This is a genomic window from Streptomyces sp. NPDC048606 (assembly GCF_040650855.1).
GTDB lineage: Bacteria > Actinomycetota > Actinomycetes > Streptomycetales > Streptomycetaceae > Streptomyces.
Genome location: NZ_JBEZIB010000058.1, coordinates 16,588 through 32,981, shown reverse-complemented (window position 1 = coordinate 32,981; position 16,394 = coordinate 16,588). Strand labels below are relative to the sequence as shown.

The 16,394-nt window shown below is 73.6% G+C and carries 11 protein-coding genes and 1 tRNA gene; 5 read left to right on the top strand and 7 right to left on the bottom strand.

Annotation, left to right across the window (positions count from 1 at the left end; all coding sequences use genetic code 11):
• Nucleotides 1-249 precede the first annotated feature (249 nt).
• Nucleotides 250-690: a hypothetical protein gene (locus tag AB0D01_RS37300; RefSeq protein WP_363063411.1), complete on the top strand. Its 441-nt coding sequence runs from the start codon at nucleotides 250-252 to the stop codon at nucleotides 688-690.
• A 185-nt stretch (nucleotides 691-875) separates the two neighbouring features.
• Entirely contained in the window at nucleotides 876-2,468 is a 1,593-nt protein-coding gene (locus tag AB0D01_RS37295) for an alpha/beta hydrolase (protein WP_363063409.1), read from the top strand.
• Between the two features lie 71 nt (nucleotides 2,469-2,539).
• Here AB0D01_RS37295 and AB0D01_RS37290 read toward each other — a convergent pair whose 3' ends face one another.
• A complete protein-coding gene (locus tag AB0D01_RS37290; protein ID WP_363063407.1) occupies nucleotides 2,540-3,286 on the bottom strand; it encodes a TetR/AcrR family transcriptional regulator in 747 nt (248 codons plus the stop codon).
• Nucleotides 3,287-3,399: 113 nt separating this feature from the next.
• Here AB0D01_RS37290 and AB0D01_RS37285 point away from each other — a divergent pair, with 113 nt between their 5' ends.
• Entirely contained in the window at nucleotides 3,400-4,326 is a 927-nt protein-coding gene (locus AB0D01_RS37285) for an SDR family oxidoreductase (RefSeq protein ID WP_363063405.1), read from the top strand.
• 4 nt (nucleotides 4,327-4,330) lie between these two features.
• On the opposite strand, the gene AB0D01_RS37280 is transcribed toward AB0D01_RS37285, so the two are convergent.
• The 6 genes from AB0D01_RS37280 to AB0D01_RS37255 form a co-directional block, all read right to left on the bottom strand.
• Nucleotides 4,331-4,744, bottom strand: a complete 414-nt coding sequence (locus AB0D01_RS37280) for a PaaI family thioesterase (RefSeq protein WP_363063404.1) — start codon at nucleotides 4,742-4,744, stop codon at nucleotides 4,331-4,333.
• A 58-nt stretch (nucleotides 4,745-4,802) separates the two neighbouring features.
• Nucleotides 4,803-6,833: an NADPH-dependent 2,4-dienoyl-CoA reductase gene (locus AB0D01_RS37275; RefSeq protein ID WP_363063402.1), complete on the bottom strand. Its 2,031-nt coding sequence runs from the start codon at nucleotides 6,831-6,833 to the stop codon at nucleotides 4,803-4,805.
• 210 nt (nucleotides 6,834-7,043) lie between these two features.
• The gene (locus AB0D01_RS37270) at nucleotides 7,044-10,067 is read right to left on the bottom strand and encodes a glycoside hydrolase family 38 C-terminal domain-containing protein (RefSeq protein ID WP_363063400.1); all 3,024 of its coding nucleotides are present in this window, start codon (nucleotides 10,065-10,067) and stop codon (nucleotides 7,044-7,046) included.
• Between the two features lie 96 nt (nucleotides 10,068-10,163).
• Nucleotides 10,164-11,018 carry a carbohydrate ABC transporter permease gene (locus tag AB0D01_RS37265; protein WP_363063398.1) on the bottom strand — a complete coding sequence of 285 codons (855 nt, stop codon included), beginning with the start codon at nucleotides 11,016-11,018 and terminating at the stop codon, nucleotides 10,164-10,166.
• Nucleotides 11,015-11,908, bottom strand: a complete 894-nt coding sequence (locus tag AB0D01_RS37260) for a sugar ABC transporter permease (RefSeq protein WP_363063413.1) — start codon at nucleotides 11,906-11,908, stop codon at nucleotides 11,015-11,017. The genes AB0D01_RS37265 and AB0D01_RS37260 overlap by 4 nt, the downstream gene beginning before the upstream one ends.
• Nucleotides 11,909-12,015: 107 nt before the next feature.
• On the bottom strand, nucleotides 12,016-13,350 hold the full coding sequence (locus AB0D01_RS37255; protein ID WP_363063396.1) for a sugar ABC transporter substrate-binding protein: 1,335 nt from the start codon (nucleotides 13,348-13,350) through the stop codon (nucleotides 12,016-12,018).
• A 426-nt stretch (nucleotides 13,351-13,776) separates the two neighbouring features.
• Here AB0D01_RS37255 and AB0D01_RS37250 point away from each other — a divergent pair.
• A tRNA-Ala gene (locus AB0D01_RS37250) sits at nucleotides 13,777-13,851 on the top strand.
• A complete protein-coding gene (locus AB0D01_RS37245; protein ID WP_363063394.1) occupies nucleotides 13,851-16,235 on the top strand; it encodes a hypothetical protein in 2,385 nt (794 codons plus the stop codon). The genes AB0D01_RS37250 and AB0D01_RS37245 overlap by 1 nt, the downstream gene beginning before the upstream one ends.
• Nucleotides 16,236-16,394: the final 159 nt, after the last annotated feature.

Sequence of the window (16,394 nt, the reverse complement as noted above, 5' to 3'; positions counted from 1 at the left end):
ACACGTGCTTCCGCCCGGCACGCCGAGAGCACGCACCAGACGCCGCAGGGCCGCCCTCCGGGCGACGACAGGAGTTTGACGACAGGCCCTAGGCCGTCCCTTCCCCTCCCCCCTCTCCCCCTCTCCCCCCACCCACGAGCCGCCGTGGTGTCCGGCCCCCCTCCCCGCCGGGCACCACGGCCGCATCCCTCCACCCCTCCCCGCGCGCGCCCGCGCACCACCCGCCTCCGAGCAGCCGATGAGGTCGCCATGCCGTACCGCAGCCACCGCACGCCCCGCCGGGTCCTCCTCGTGCTCACCGCCCTGTGCGGCGCCCTGTCCTGCGGCGGCTGCGGTACGGCGGCGGCCGGGCACGACGGCGCGGCGGCCCGCACCCGGCCCGCCACCGTCGAGGAGATCGCGGGCGCCATCGGCTGCACCGCACGGGTGAGCGTCGAGGCCGAGGAGTTGCGCCAGGGTGGGTGCGAGACCGTCGACGGCACCTTCCGCGTGACCACGTTCGCCGCCGAACGGGGCCTGCGGGCCTGGCTTGAGGAGACCCGGGCCTACGGCGGCACGTACCTGGTCGGGAACCGCTGGGTCGTCACGGCCCCCTCGGAGCAGGCCCTGACGGGCGTGCGCGGACGCCTGGGCGGCAGCGTCGAGACCACCGCCGCGCACGGCTCCGCCCCGGAGCACGGCGGCCACTGACGGGCCGCCGCCGCACGGGGCGGCGTACGGGGCGGCGTACCGGCATGCCCGGCGCGTCGGCCGGCTGACCGGATCCCGACTCGTCCGCAGGACGCACACGGGCCGCCCTGAGGGATGATTCGCCCGCGCACCCTTCTCCTCCAGGGTGGGGGCGATCCGCCCCTCTCCGAAAGGAACGGCTCCTCGTGCGCACACGACGCTTCGCACCCCTGCTCGCCGCAGGCGGTCTCCTCGCCACCGCACTACCCCTGTTGACGGCCGGTCAGGCGTCCGCCGACCCGGCGTCGCCGTACGCCCCGGCCAAGCCCTCCTGGCACCGTTGCAGCGCCGACCAGCCGGCCTCGTACGAGTGCGCCACCGTGAAGGTGCCGCTGGACTACCGCCGCCCCGGCGGGCGGACCCTCGACATCGCCATATCGCGGATCAAGAGCGAGAACCCCGCCAAACGGCACGGCGTGATGCTGTTCAACCCGGGCGGCCCGGGCGGTTCGGGGCTGGACCTGCCGTTGATGATGGCCGAGTCGATGCCGAAGGAGGTCCGCGAGCGCTACGACCTGATCGGCTTCGACCCGCGCGGCGTGGGCGCCAGCAGCCCCATCACCTGCGGGCTGAACCAGGCCGAGGAGAACTTCGAGCGCGCCTACCGGCCCGAGACCTACGCCTCGGACGTCGCCTGGGCGCGCACCGTCGCCGACAAGTGCCGACAGAAGGCGGGCGCGGTCCTCCCCCACATCACCACCCGCAACACCGCCCGCGACATGGACGCGATCCGGGTGGCGCTGGGCGAGCGCAGGCTGTCCTACGTCGGCTACTCGTACGGCACCTACCTCGGCGCGGTGTACGCGCAGATGTTCCCCTCCCGCACCGACCGCTTCGTCCTCGACAGCGGCGTGGACCCGCAGCGCGCCTGGCGCGGCGCTCTGCAGATGTGGGCGACGGAGGCCGAGCCGGCCTTCGCCCGGTGGACGCGCTGGACGGCGGAGCGCGACGCCGAGTACGGCCTCGGGTCCACCCCGCAGGCCGTGTCGGGGACGTTCTGGGGCCTGGTGGCGCGGGCGGACCGCGAGCCGATCGAGTTCCAGGGGCAGAAGCTGACGGGCGACGACATCCGCACCGCGCGCCCGCTGTTCTTCTCTCCGGAGCAGGCGGCCCCGGTGATCGCCGCCCTGAAGGCCGCCGCCGAGGGCGGGCCGCAGCCGCAGGGACGGGCGGTGCCCGACCTGAGGACGGCCCTCGGGCGGCAGCCGGCGCCGCAGCCCGTGCGAGCCGGGGGCCCGGCCCCCGACAACGGCACCGCCGTGTTCTGGTCGGTGCTGTGCGGGGACACCGACGCCTGGCCGCGCGATCCGGAGCGGTACCGGCGCGACGCCGTCCGCGACAAGGCCGCGTACCCGCTGTACGGGGACATGGCCTCGAACATCAAGCCGTGCGCGTTCTGGCAGCGGCCGGTGGAGGCGGCCACGCCGATGAAGACCCGGGCGAACGTCCTGACCGTGCAGAACGAGTGGGATTCGCAGACCCCGCTGGTCAGCGGTCAGGGCCTGCACCGGGCCCTGAAGGGCTCGCGGATGGTGACCGTCCTGGGCGGTGAGGGACACGGCGTGTACCTGGCCGATCCGCGGTCCTGCGCGAACGCCCCCGTCAACGACTACCTGAGCACGGGCCGGCTGCCCGCGAAGGACGTCGAATGCCGGACGGCTCCGGGCGGGGCCGAGCGGAGCGAGGTGCTGCCGGGCACGACCCCGTTGCCGCTGCCGGTCTCGCCGCGGCGCTTCTGAGCCGCGCCTCCCGCCGGGGACGACGACCCGGGTGGTGCCCGCACGGGCACCACCCGGGTCGTTTCATGTCCTCACGCACCCGGTTCCCGGCCGGCGCGGGCCAGGAGTCCGGACAGCAGGACCTCCAGCGTCTGGCGCAGGGTGTCGGTGAAGTCGACGCGCAGCACGGCGAGTTCCGGATCGGAGGCGTAGGCGGCGAGCATCGCGGCGGAGGGGTGGGCGTGGGTCCAGACCGCGCCGGCGACCATGACGGCTCCCGCGACGAACCGGAAGGCGTCGTACTCCCCCAGTTCGGGCAGGTGCCGGGCGACGATCCGACCGAGGTCGCCGGCGGTGTCGATGGCGGCCCTCTTGTAGCGGGCGGCGACCTGGGCGGAGACGTTGCGTTCCAGGACGGCGGCCTGGGCGCTGAGGAGGTCGCACAGGACGGGGCGGGCGGCGAGGCCCTCGGCGAGGAGGGCGGCGAGCCTGTCGGGGCGGGAGCCGGCCCGCCCGTCGGACGGGGCCCCATCGGATTCCCCGTCGAGGGCCGCGTCGGAGGGGTCCCCGTCGAGGGCCGCGGGCAGGGTGTCGGCGAGGTGGTCGACGAACGCGCGGGTGGCGTCGGTGAGGAGTTCCAGCAGGATCTCCTCGCGCGATTCGAAGTAGCGCAGCACGTTCGATTTGGCGAGGCCCACGCGGCGGCTGAGCTCGTTGAGGCTGAGCTGCGCGACCGGCATCTCGGCGAGCATCGCGGCGGCGGTGTCGAGGATCGCCCGGCGGCGAGCGGCTCGCTGCTCGTCGCTGCGGGCGCGCTGGAAGTCGGGGGGCGTGGTCACGACACCCAGCGTACAGACCTGCGGTCTGTTGTTATCAGACCGGTGGTCTGCTAGCTTCGGCGAAGAGGACATGAGACCGCCGGTCTCTTACGAGTCTCCGTGAGGAGCACGCCATGTACGCCATCCCCGACCAGTCCGGGAAGCTCGCCGTCGTCACCGGGGCCAACAGCGGCACCGGCAAGGAGGCCGCGCGCCGCCTCGCCGAGTCCGGCGCCCGGGTGATCCTGGCCGTCCGCACCCCCGAGAAGGGCGAGACGGCCCGCGCGCAGATCCTGGCCCGCCATCCGCACGCGCTGCTGGAGGTCCGCCGGATCGACCTGGCCGACCTCGCGTCGGTGGCCGCCTTCGCGGACGGGATCGTCGACTCCGGCACCCCGGTCGACCTGCTGGTCAACAACGCCGGGGTGATGGCGCCGCCCACCCGGATGACCACGGCGGACGGCTTCGAGCTCCAGATGGGCAGCAACTTCCTCGGCCCGCTCGCCCTGACCGTGCGGCTGCTGCCCGCGCTGCTGGCCGCGCCCGCCCCGCGCGTGACCACGATGAGCAGCGCCACCGCCCACTTCGGCCGCCTCGACCTCGCCGACCTCCAGTGGGAGCGGCGCCGCTACCAACCGATGCTGTCCTACGCCCAGTCGAAACTGGCCGACCTGATGATGGCCCGCCACCTCGCCCGGCTCGCGGCCGAACGGAACTGGCCGCTGCGCAGCACCGCCGCGCACCCCGGGTACACGAAGACCAACCTCCAGACGGCCGGGGCCAGCCTGGGCCGGGGCCGCCCCTCCCGCCTGCACCGCGCCCTGAGCACGGTGGACGTCATCCCGAAGCAGGAGGTCGGGCCGGGCACCGAACCGTTGCTCTACGCCGCCACCAGCCCGGACGCCGAGGCCGGCGGCTACTACGGCCCCGGCCGGCGCTTCGGCCTGATCGGCCCGACGGCCACGGCCCGTTTGGCGCGCGGCGCCCTGGACCCGGCCGCCAACGCCCGCCTGTGGGCGGCGGCCGAGCACCTGACCGGGGTGCGGGTCGCCACCCCGTAGGCCTTCACCCCAGCAGGGCGTAGACCGTGGAAGCCTTCGCGGCCGGCTCCGAGGCGCCCTCGGGGGTCAGGGTGACGTCCGCGAAGGCCATGCGGCGGCCCAGCTTGGTGACCCGTACGTCGACCAGCACGTCCGTGCCGGTCACCGGCCGCTGGAAGCTCGTCGACTGCTGGACGGTGGTCATCGGTCCGTACGCGCCGCGCGCGGCGGAGATCGCGATGACGGTGGCGGTGTCGGCGGCGGCCATCAGGGCCTGGCCGCTGAGGCCCCCGCCGTCCCGGGCGAGGGTGTCGGACCAGGGCAGCCGCAGCACGGCGTGCCGTTCGCCCGTCTCCTCGACGGTGAGGCCCAGGGCGAGTACCCAGGGGGCGAAGTTGTCCTTGAGGATGCGGTCCGCGTCGGCGGGAGTCAGCGTCACCCGCCGATTGTGGCGGCCCGGGGCGGGCCGCCACAACTCCCGTGCGCGCGGGGCCCGCTCACAGGCCGGCGGCCAGCTCCGTCCCCTGCTTGATGGCCCGCTTGGCGTCGAGTTCGGCGGCCACGTCGGCGCCGCCGATCAGGTGCGCCTCGACGCCCGCGGCGCGCAGCGCCTCCCAGAGGTCCCGGCGCGGTTCCTGGCCGGTGCACAGGACGACGGTGTCGGCGGGCACGAGGTGCGCCTCGCCGTCGACGGTGATGTGCAGGCCCTCGTCGTCGATGCGCTCGTAGGTGGCCCCCGCGACGGAGACCACGCCGCGGTGCTTGAGCTCCGCGCGGTGGATCCATCCGGTGGTGGTGCCGAGGCCGCCGCCGACCTTGGTGGTCTTGCGCTGGAGCAGGTGGACCCGGCGGGGGGAGGCGGGGCGCTCGGGGGCGGCGAGGCCGCCGGGGCCCGCGTAGGAGGTGTCCACGCCCCAGTGGCGGAAGTACACGTCCGGGTCCTGGGAGGCGCCCTCGCCGCTGTCGGTGAGGAACTCGGCGACGTCGAAGCCGATGCCGCCGGCGCCGACGACGGCGACGCGCTCGCCCACGGGGGCGCCGTCGCGCAGGACGTCGAGGTAGCTGACGACGTTCTCCCGGTCGACGCCCTCGATGTCGGGGGTGCGGGGGGTGACGCCGGTGGCGACGACGACCTCGTCGTAGTCCCGGAGGGTCTCCACGTCGGCGCGGGTGTTCAGCCGTACGTCGACCTCGCGGGCGGCGAGCTGGTTGCCGAAGTAGCGGATCGTCTCCTCGAACTCCTCCTTGCCCGGGATCCGGCGGGCCACGTCGAGCTGGCCGCCGATGTGTCCGGAGGCTTCGAAGAGGGTGACGGAGTGGCCGCGCTCGGCGGCGGAGACCGCGCAGGCCAGACCGGCCGGACCGGCGCCGACGACGGCGACGTTCTTCCTGGTCCGGGTCGGGGAGAGGACGAGTTCGGTCTCGTGGCAGGCGCGGGGGTTGACCAGGCAGCTGGTGATCTTGCCGCTGAAGGTGTGGTCCAGGCAGGCCTGGTTGCAGCCGATGCAGGTGTTGATGGTCTCGGAACGGCCCGCGGCGGCCTTGGAGACGAACTCGGGGTCGGCGAGGAAGGGACGGGCCAGCGAGACCAGGTCGGCGCGGCCGTCGGCGAGGATCTCCTCGGCGATCTCGGGGGTGTTGATGCGGTTGCTGGTGACGAGCGGGACGGAGACCGCGCCCATCAACCGCTTGGTGAACCGGGTGTAGGCGCCGCGCGGGACGGAGGTGGCGATGGTGGGGATGCGGGCCTCGTGCCAGCCGATGCCGGTGTTGATGATGGTCGCGCCGGCGGCCTCGATCTCCTTGGCCAGGCGCACGACCTCGTCGAGGGTGGAGCCGCCGGGCACCAGGTCCAGCATGGAGAGCCGGTAGATCAGGATGAAGTCGGGGCCCACGGCCTCGCGGGTGCGGCGGACGATCTCCAGCGGGAAGCGCACGCGGTTCTCGTACGCGCCGCCCCAGCGGTCGGTGCGCCGGTTGGTGGCGGCGGCGATGAACTCGTTGATCAGGTAGCCCTCGGAGCCCATGATCTCGACGCCGTCGTAGCCCGCGAGCTTCGCGAGGCGGGCGGCGCGCACGAAGTCCTCGATCGTGCGCTCCACCTCGATGTCGGTGAGCTCGTTCGGGGGGAAGGGGCTGATGGGGGCCTGGAGCGCGCTCGGCGCGACCAGGTCCTTGTGGTAGGCGTAGCGGCCGAAGTGGAGGATCTGCATCGCGATCTTCCCGCCCTCGGCGTGCACCGCCTCGGTGATCACCCGGTGCTCGGCGGCCTCGTCCTCGGTGGTGAGGCGGGAGCCCCCCTCGAAGGGGCGGCCGGCGTCGTTGGGGGCGATGCCGCCGGTGACGATGAGGCCGGCTCCGCCGCGGGCCCGCTCGGCGTAGAACGCGGCGAGGCGCTCGAAGCCGCGCTCGTGCTCTTCGAGGCCCGTGTGCATCGAGCCCATGATCACGCGGTTCGGCAGGGTGGTGAAACCGAGGTCCAGGGGGCTGAGCAGGTGCGGGTACCGGCTCTGGGGACTCTGGTTCATCGGGGGTGCCTCCTCGCACGGGGTGATGAACCTGTTCTAGCGAGCGGACCGGGTTTTTGCAACTAGGTGCAAAACCAGGTCCGGGGGCTTCCGCCCCCGGACCCCGGTGTCACGGGCCCCCGCCGCCGCCCGCTGTGGCACAGTTCACGGCCGGCCGGCGCGCCCGACCGCCACGAGCTCCGGGTGCGGCCGACCGGCGCGGTCCGTCGGTCAGGACCGGCGCAGGCGGACCGTGACGATCTGGAACGGGCGCAGCGTCAGGGCCACCGTCCCGTCGGCGGCGGGCGCCGCGACGGCCCCGCCCTCCAGGGGGCGTTCCAGGAGGTCGCTCTCCACCGCCGCGGTGACCGCGAAGCCGGGGGTGAGGACGGCCCGCGCCCGCCCGCCCCGGGATTCGTAGAGGCGTACGACGACGTCGCCCCCTCGGCCCTCGGCCGCCTTGACGGCCTCGACGACCACCGCGTCGTCGTCCACCGCCACCAGCGGGGCCACCGGCCCGGCTCCCCGCACCTCCCGCTCGGGCAGGTTCAGCCCGTGTCCCTCGCGCACCGCGTCCCCGATCGTGGCGCCGGGCGCGAGCCGGTGGCGCAGGGTGTGCCGGCCCTGGTCGGTCTCCGGGTCCGGGTAGCGCGGGGCGCGCAGCAGGGAGAGCCGTACGGTGGTGGTCTGGCCACCGTCGGGCCGCACCGTACGGGTCACGTCGTGCCCGTAGGTGGAGTCGTTGAGGAGCGCCACGCCCCACCCGGGTTCCTCGGCGTGGATCCAGCGGTGGGCGCAGATCTCGAACTTGGCCGCCTCCCAGGAGGTGTTGGTGTGCGTGGCCCGGTACACGTGGCCGAACTGGGTCTCGGAAGCGGTCCGTTCGGCCTTCACGTCCAGGGGGAAGGCCGCCTTCAGGAACTTCTCCGTCTCGTGCCAGTCCACCTCCGTGACCAGGTCCACGGTCGCGGCGCCGGCGCGCAGGGTGATGCTCTGGCGTACGGTCGAGGAGCCGAAGGAGCGGTGGACGGTGACGGTGGCGGACTCGGGGCCCTCCTCGGTGAGCTCCAGCGCGTCGACGTCGACGAGGTCGGTGACCTTGTTGCGGTAGAAGGCGTCGACGTCCCAGGCGTCCCACATGTTCGGCAGGTCGGGGTGGATCTGGAGCAGGTTGGCGGCGGCGTCCGGGGCGAGCGCCTCGCGCCGCCCGCGCAGGTCGTACGCCGAGACGAGCAGCCCGCGCCCGTCGACCTCCACCCGCAGCCGGCCGTTGGCGAGCACGTGCCCGCCGCCCGCCCGTTCCCCGACGGTCACCGGCTCCCCGACCCCCTCGGGGCGGCCGGCGCCCCCGGCCGGGACGCCGCGCCGGGCGTGCGGGGCGCAGTTGAAGACGAGCCGCTCCTCCCCCGGCCCGGCCAGGGCGCTCTGCGCGGCGCGGGTGATCGCGCGCAGCTCCTCGTGGACGCGGGCGTAGGTGTCGCGCGCCTCGCGGTGCACCCAGGCGATGGAGGAGCCGGGCAGGATGTCGTGGAACTGGTGGAGCAGGACGGTCTTCCAGAGGCGCTCCAGTTCTTCGTACGGGTAGGCGTATCCGGGGACCCGTACGGCGGCGGTCGTCGCCCACAGCTCGGCCTCCCGCAGCAGGGACTCGGCGCGCCGGTTGCCCTGCTTGGTCTTGGCCTGGGAGGTGTAGGTGCCCCGGTGCAGTTCGAGGTAGAGCTCCCCGGCCCACACGGGCGCGTCCTCGTATTCGGCGCGGGCCTTCTCGAAGAAGGCGTCGGGCCGCTCGATCTCCACCCGGGGCGCCCCTTCGAGGTCCCGCTGCCGGTGGGCGCGGGCGAGGTGCTCGCGGGTGGGACCGCCGCCGCCGTCGCCCCAGCCGAAGGGCACCAGGGAGCGCGAACCGCGCCCCTTCTCGCGGTAGTTGCGGGCGGCGTGCGCCATCTGGGCGCCGCCGAGGTCGGAGTTGTAGGTGTCGACGGGCGGAAAGTGCGTGAAGACCCGGCTGCCGTCGATGCCCTCCCACCAGAAGGTGTGGTGGGGGAAGGTGTTGACCTGGGACCAACAGATCTTCTGCGTCAGGAACCAGTGGGAGCCGGAGAGCCGCACGATCTGCGGCAGCGCGGCGGTGTAGCCGAAGGAATCGGGGAGCCAGACGTTCCTCGTCTCGATGCCGAACTCGTCGAGGAAGAACTTCTTGCCGTAGAGGAACTGGCGGGCCATGGCCTCGCCGCCGACCATGTTGGTGTCGGACTCCACCCACATGCCGCCCACCGGGACGAACTGTCCGTCGGCGACCTTCTTCTTGATCCGCTCGAACAGCTCGGGCCGGTGGGTCTTGATCCAGTCGAGCTGCTGGGCCTGTGACATGGCGAAGACGAAGTCGGGATCGGCGTCCATCAGGGCGACCACGTTGGCCGTGGTCCGGGACACCTTGCGGACCGTCTCGCGCAACGGCCACAACCAGGCCGAGTCGATGTGCGCGTGGCCGACGGCGCTGATCCGGTGCGCGGACGCGTGCGCCGGGGCGGCGAGCACACCGGTCAGGCGGGCGCGGGCGGCGGGGGCGGTGCCGGGGACGTCGGCCGGGTCCACCTCGTCGAGGGCGGCGTCGACGGCCCGCAGGATCGTGTACCGGCGGGCCTCCCCCGGGTCGAGCTGCGTCATGAGGTCGTAAAGGACCTCCAGGTCCTGTACGAGTTCCCAGACCTCGGTCTCGAAGACGGTGAGGTCCATCCGGGCGAGCCGGTACAGGGGCCGGTCACCGCTGGTCAGCCGGTCGCCCTCGGTCGTGGGCACGTGGTCGACGAGGATCGGGTTGGAGGCGGCCTCCACGTACCACTCGACGCGTTCGCCGCCCGCGGCCCGGTCGGCGACGCGCACCCAGTCGTTGTACGGGTTCAGGCCCTTGACCTCGCCGCCGTCGGCGCGGTGGACCAGGCCCTCGCACTGGAAGCCGGGCATCATCCGGTCGAAGCCGAGGTCGAGGACCGCCTCCACGGTGCGGCCGGCCCACTCGGCGGGCACCGTGCCGGTGACCTTGAACCAGGTGGTGCCCCAGGCCGGACCCCAGGGCTCGCCGATCGCGCAGGGCCCGTACGGCGCGGCGAGCGCCTCGGTGACCGGGACGGGCTCGCCCGGGGCCTCCCAGCGCTCGACGGTCAGCGGGTGCGCGCGGGAGTGGACGGCCGGTTTGATCCGCTCGGCGAGCATCCGGCGGAGACGGTGTTCGGTGACGCTGCGGTCGTCGTGCATGACGGCGGCTCCAGGGAGGGACGGGGGGACGGACGGAGGGAGGGAGAGGGAAGGACCGGAGCGGGGTGGGGCACGGAGGGGTGGACGGGGCGACCCTCAGGTCTTTACCGCGCCCTCGCCCACGCCGCGGAAGAAGAAACGCTGGAGGGCGAGGAAGAGGAGCAACATCGGCAGGAGCGCCGCCATGGCGCCGGCCGCGATGACGCGCTGATCGCTGACGGTGGTGGCGCCGGCGAGGGTCTTCAGGCCGAGCTGGAGCGTGTGGTTCTCGCTGTCGGTGAGGACCAGCAGGGGCCACAGGAAGTCGTCCCAGGCGCCCATGAAGCTGGTGAGGCAGACGACGGCCAGGGCGCCCTTGGCGGACGGCAGGAAGACGCGGGTGAAGCGGGTCCACTCGCCGGCCCCGTCCAGGACCGCCGCCTCCTCCACCTCGCGGGGGACCGCGAGGAAGGCCGCCCGCATGATCATGATGTTGAGGACGGAGACCGCGCCGGGCAGCCAGACCCCCACGAGGGTGTCGACCAGCCCCATCCCGCGGATGGTGAGGAACATCGAGACCATCACGGACTCGAAGGGGAACATCAGCGTGGCCACCAACACCGTGAAGACCACCCGGCGGCCCTTCCAGCCGGCCCGGGAGAGGGCGTAGCCGCCCATCGCGCAGAACAGCGCGTTCGAGGTGACGGCCAGGGCCGCGACCGTCAGGGTGTTGCCGACGTACCGCGCCAGCGGGAAGGACCCGGCGACGCGGAGGTAGTTGTCGAGGGTGGGGTCGGAGGGCAGCAGTCCGTCGTAGACGTTCTCGCCGCGGCCCCGGATCGAGGTGAGGAACTGCCAGACGATCGGCCCGAGTGTGACGACCAGCATCAGCAGCAGGGTCGCGTAGCGGGCGGCGCGGCCGGCCCGGGCGCGGGTGCGCGTGGGGGTGCGGGGACCCGTGGGGGTGCTCAATTCCCGTCCCCCTTCGACAGGCGCCGCCCGAGCAGGCTGAAGACCAGCGTCAGCAGGAACAGCAGCAGGGAGATGGCCGCCGCGTACCCCGTCTCGCCGGCGAAGCCGAGTCCGACCTGCCGGATCAGGAAGGGCAGGGTGCGGGCGCCGCCGCCGGGGCCGCCGCTCTCGCCGCCGAGGATGTAGATCTCCGTGAAGACGCGCAGGGCCGAGATCGCCGAGAGGGTGCCGACCAGCAGCATCATCGGTTTGACCTGGGGGATCGTGATGGACACGAAGCGTCGCACCGGGCCGGCGCCGTCGATCGCCGCCGCCTCGTGGAGGGAGGCGGGCACGTTCCCCAGGGCCGCCAGGTAGAAGACCATGTAGTAGCCGAGGCCCTTCCACACCGTCACGATCATGGCGGAGACCAGCAGCATCGTGGAGTCGGTGAGGAAGGGGATCGGCTCGGAGATCACCCCGATCCGCCGGAAGACGGTGTTGACGAGGCCGTCGCTGCGCAGCACCCACTGCCAGATCAGGCCGACGACCACGGCCGAGGCGATCACCGGGGTGTAGAAGGCGGACCGGAAGAAGCCGATGCCGGGGACCTTCGCCGAGACGAGGACCGCGAGCGCCAAGGGGAGGAAGACCAGGCACGGTACGACGACCAGCAGGTAGAGCACGCTGTTGCCGGCCGCCGTCCAGAAGTCGGGGTCGGCGAGGGCGCGCGCGTAGTTGTCGAGGCCGACGAAGCGGCCCCCGCGCAGGATCCGTGCGTCGGTCAGGGACAGGACGACGGTGTTGACGAACGGCCAGAGGCTGAACAGCGTCACCATCACCAGGCCGGGGGCGAGGAAGAGGTAGGGCGTCCACCACCTGCGGTGGCTCAGGCCGGTGTCGGCCTCCATGGCGCGCAGGGCCGCCGCGCGCCGGCGCCCCGCCGCCCGCCGGTCGGCCGGCGGAGTGTCCGTCGGAGCGGTCGTCGAGGTGGTCGTCGGGTCGGTCGTAGGGGTGGTCATTTCCTCGCCCCGGCGGCGAGCAGCCTGTTGGCCTCCTCCTGTGCCCTGCGCACGGCGGTCCGCGCGTCCTGTTCCCCGGTGATGGCCTTCTGCACCTCGCGGACGACCGCGTCGCCGACCTGGTTGGTCCACTGGACGGGGGTGTTGGCGTCGAGGCCCGCGCTCTTCAGCTGTTCGGCGCCGACCGCGCGGGCGAGCGTCTCGGCGTCCTTCCCGTCGCCCCTGTCGGCGAAGTACGGGTCGGCCAGCCCCTTGGCGTTGGAGGGGTAGATCGTGGCCTTGCGCGAGAACTCCACCTGGTTGGGGCCGTTGGTGACCCACTTGGCGAACTCGCTCGCCGCGTCCACGTGCCGGGTGTCCTTGCGGATGCCGAGGGACTGCGCGTAGATGCCGATGTGGCCGAGCCGGCCGGTGACGGCGCCGGCGACGCGGGTGCGCCCGTAGACCTGCGGGGCGTTCTGCTTGACGTCCTTGACGAAGCCCGGGGAGCCGGGGCCGAAGACGAGTTTGCCGCCGCCGTAGAGCTGGTTGACGTCGTCGGCCTTCAGGAGGGACTCCTTGGGCATGGCGCCCTTGGCGTAGAGGTCCTTCATCCGCTCGACCCAGGCGACGGCCCGGTCGGTGTCGAAGGTGAACCGGTCCTTCCGTTCGTTCAGGAGGGGGACGCCCATCTTCTGCCAGTCCCCGGGCAGGCGCCCCTTCGGGTCGGCCATGAAGGCGGAGAAGCGGCCTCCGGAGCGGGCGGCGATCTGCTCCGCGTAGTCGAAGAACTGCTCCACGTCGGTCGGGGGCCGATCGGGGTCGAGGCCGGCCTGGACGAACAGGTCCTCGTTGTACGTGAGGATCTCGGGGGTGACGTACCAGGGGTAGGCGAACCTGCCGGCGCCCTTGCCGGGGAGCCCGAACTGCTCCCAGGCGCCGGGGACGTACTCCGCGGCCACGTCGGGGTCGAGCCGGGCGACGTCGGCGAGCATGCCGCGGTCGCCGAGCAGTTGGAAGGAGTCGGTGGAGAGGTTCACCACGTCCGGGAGGGCGCCGGCCTGGGCGTCGGCGACGAGTTTCTCGTTGTAGCCGTCCCCGGGCACGTCCTCCCATCTCACCGTGACATCGGGGTGGCGGGCCTCGAAGGAGTCGATGACGCCCTGGACGTACGCGGTGAACTTCGGCTTCAACTGGAGGGTCCGGAAGGTGATCTCACCGGACACCTTCCCGGTCTTCTCCGCCTCCTCCACCTCGGCGGGGCCGCCGCCGACCCCGCACGCGCAGAGCGAGAGGAGGACGCTCGCGGCCAGGGCGGTACGGGCTTTCCGGTTCAGGGGTGAGCGATGCATCTTCGCCGCCTTCGGGGGAAGTTCCGGCCTCGCTGCCGGAGCGCGCGGCCCACGCTGTCCACAAAGCGGTGGAGCGTCAACGCGACCCCGGGGCCCGCCGGCCGAGGCCGTACGCGTGCCCCGTCCGTTCGGGACGACCGGGGAGGGCGAAAGGCCCGCCGTCAACCGGGCCCCCACCTGGACTGATGCGCTTTAGTTCGAAATCCCTTTCCGTCGAGGTGAGTTGGAGCGCCGAAAGGATGGAACGCCGATGTTTGACTTCTTGTCGTCGGTTCGCGGGCGCCCGCGCCCCGCGCGCACTAATGCGGTTTACCGCACGTCCCGCGAAGCCCGTCCGACGGTCCCCGCCGGCGGTCGGCGAGCGAAGAGCGCCGGCCGAATCCGGTTGTGCGGTGCGCGGTCCACCGTCTAGGTTCGGGACGACCACGACGTGTAGCTCAGCAGGAGAGCGCCGGGCTTGCTTCCCGGAGGGCGCAGGGGCGGAACCTGCCACGTCGGCCATGAACACAGACGCTGACCAGCAGCTCCCGAACGCGTCCGCCCGACGGACCGGGCCCGACGCCGCGACCGTCTCCGAGCAGGGGCCCCCGCCCGTATCCGTCTCCCCGGCCTACGCGGCGGGCCGGCTGGCCCGCGCCCTGCGCACCGCCACCCTCCACGAGGACGCCGCCACCCGCGAGCGGGCGGGGTCGCGGGCCGCGAAGTGGCGGGCGGTCCTGTCCGGCATCGCGTCCGGCTCCCTGACCGTCGGATCCCGCACCCCCGTGGCCGCGTTCCCCGCCTGGGTGACCCCCGAGGTGGTCACCGGCGGCTTCGCCACCGGGTCCGCCGCCGCCGGTGGACCGCTGCTGCCCCACGAGGAGGAGGCCGCCCGCCGGGCCGGCGTGCCCGCGACCCGCGGGGAGCTGTTCGCCCACCACCTCACCGAGGACGGTCTGGAGCGGCTGTGGTCACTGCTGGACGACGGGTGCTACGAGGTCCGGGTACCGGAGGAGGCGGCGCTGGCCACCGTCGCCTGGCTGGTGCGCGCGGGCGACCTCGACGCGGCGGCGGAGCTCGTCACCGAGCTGGCCCCGTTCGCCGACCGGCTGCGGTTCCTGCCCCGCCCCGCGCGGCGGCCCGCGCCCGGCGTCGACACCGTGCACCGCCGCACCGTCGGCGAGGCCTCCGCCGCGCTGGCCCGACGGCGACCCCACGACGCCGTGGAGGCACAGCGCGAGGCGCTGTCCGTCTGGCGCCCCTTCGAGGACGAGCTGCTCGCGCACCGGCTGGAGGCGACGCCCCCGGCCGTTCCCGGACCGCACTGGCGCGCGGACGGCGCCGCGCTCCTGGCCCGGTACACCGCCCTGGCCTCCGCGCACACCCGGTGCGCCAAGCACCGCGACCCGAAGTCGAACGCGGCGATCCTGCGCCGGGCCCTGGAGGAGGAGCTCGCGGGACGCGCGCTCGCACCCCGGCTCGCCGGGCTGCTGCGGGTGGCCGTCTCCTCGATGGTCGCCAAGCGCGGCCTGCCCGGCTCGGACCGGCACACCCGGCTGCGTCGGATCCAGGCCGAGCACGCGGCGCTGCCCTCGCACCACGCGATGGCCGCGCTGGTGCTGCGCCGCCTGGCCCGGCTCGACCCGGCTTCCGGCACCCCGGACGTCGAGGGACCGCTGGCCCCGGTGAGCGCGCGCGAGGCGCGGGAGTGCGGCCTGCCCGTGGGCGCGGTCGTGCCGCCCGCCCTCGCGGGAACGGTCCGCTCGGCGCTCAGCGCCCCGCTGGAGGTGCTCGTCGAGCGGGGGGTGGTGCCCTCCGCCGAGGTGCTGGCCCAGCTGGTGCCGCAGCTCGTCGCGGCGGTGTCCGCCGAGCGGTACGCCGACCCGGCGCTGCGGACCCTGATGGCGGCGACGTACCGCGCCTTCCGGGCCCGGCGCTCGCTCCTGCTGTTGAACCTCCAGCACCAGGTGCGGATCGGGGAACTGCCCTGGCTGCGCGCGGTCGAGGGCCACCTCGGCGCGGACGCGGACGCCGAGGAATCGGCCCGGGAGTCCGCCCACGAGGCGCTGCGCCGGCTCGGCGAACTGGCCGTGACGGCCTTCCCGGGGACGCTGTTGCCCAACCCGCTGGTGCGTGAACTGGCCGAGCTGGGTCGCCGGGCCGAGGCGGGCACGCCGTTCGTGGAGGAGCTGGCCGCCGACATCTTCATGGGCACCTTCACCCCGAAGTTCCTCGTCGCCGCCCGGATCGCCGCCGACCTGCTGGAAGGCGGCCTGTACGAGCGGTACTACGGGATCGACTACCGGCGGGTGCGCCGGATGGCCGTCGCGCGGGCCGCCGACTCCGCGCTGGGCGACCGCGGTCGCGGCCGCGGCGCGGACGAGTTCGCGGCGCTGTGCGCGGAGCGCGCCGCCGCGGCCGACGGTGGGCGGCGCGGTTGGTCGGTGGGGGCGAACGGCACCGTGATCGAACAGGCCCAGATCCTCACCACGCACAACCTGGCGACGCTGGCCGCGCGGGTGCGGATCGAGCCGCCGGCGGGCTGGGCGGGCCTGGCCCGGGACTGCTTCGCGACGGTCTGCCGGCTGGTGTCCCGGGTGGAGGGCGACCCGCGCCCGCTGCCCGTGATCAAGGACGCGGCGTACGCGTGGCGGCAGATGGTGTTCCACCTCTCGCTGTGCTCGCCGCGCGAGCGGGCGGCCGTCCTGGCGTGGATGGAGTCGGAGACGACCCGCCGTCCCACGTCCGTACGGGAGCGGTTGGCGCCGGCGCTCGCGGGACTGCGCCTGGTGGAGGCCGGTGGCAGTTTCGACGCCCGGGGCGAGGCCGACGGCGGGCGGGCCCGTCGACTGCTGGGCTGGAGCACGACCGGCCACTGGATCCGCACGGTGCCCCCGACGCGCTGAGGATCCGCCCCCGCGTGCCGGTGCCACGTACCGGCACGCGGGGGCGGCGGTGGGGTTTCCCGAGGTGGGGAGAGTGGGATCGCGGCGTCCTCACGCGGCTCCCGGTGGAGTGGCAAGAGGGCCAACACACCCCTTGCCACTCTCAACTTATAGCGCACG

What these genes read in the sequence shown, in the direction of transcription:
- AB0D01_RS37255 (WP_363063396.1), bottom strand. Translation starts at nt 13,350, where the DNA reads ATGCATCGCTCACCCCTGAACCGGAAAGCCCGTACCGCCCTGGCCGCG.
- AB0D01_RS37300 (WP_363063411.1), top strand. Translation starts at nt 250, where the DNA reads ATGCCGTACCGCAGCCACCGCACGCCCCGCCGGGTCCTCCTCGTGCTC.
- AB0D01_RS37245 (WP_363063394.1), top strand. Translation starts at nt 13,851, where the DNA reads ATGAACACAGACGCTGACCAGCAGCTCCCGAACGCGTCCGCCCGACGG.
- AB0D01_RS37260 (WP_363063413.1), bottom strand. Translation starts at nt 11,908, where the DNA reads ATGGAGGCCGACACCGGCCTGAGCCACCGCAGGTGGTGGACGCCCTAC.
- AB0D01_RS37285 (WP_363063405.1), top strand. Translation starts at nt 3,400, where the DNA reads ATGTACGCCATCCCCGACCAGTCCGGGAAGCTCGCCGTCGTCACCGGG.
- AB0D01_RS37270 (WP_363063400.1), bottom strand. Translation starts at nt 10,067, where the DNA reads ATGCACGACGACCGCAGCGTCACCGAACACCGTCTCCGCCGGATGCTC.
- AB0D01_RS37275 (WP_363063402.1), bottom strand. Translation starts at nt 6,833, where the DNA reads ATGAACCAGAGTCCCCAGAGCCGGTACCCGCACCTGCTCAGCCCCCTG.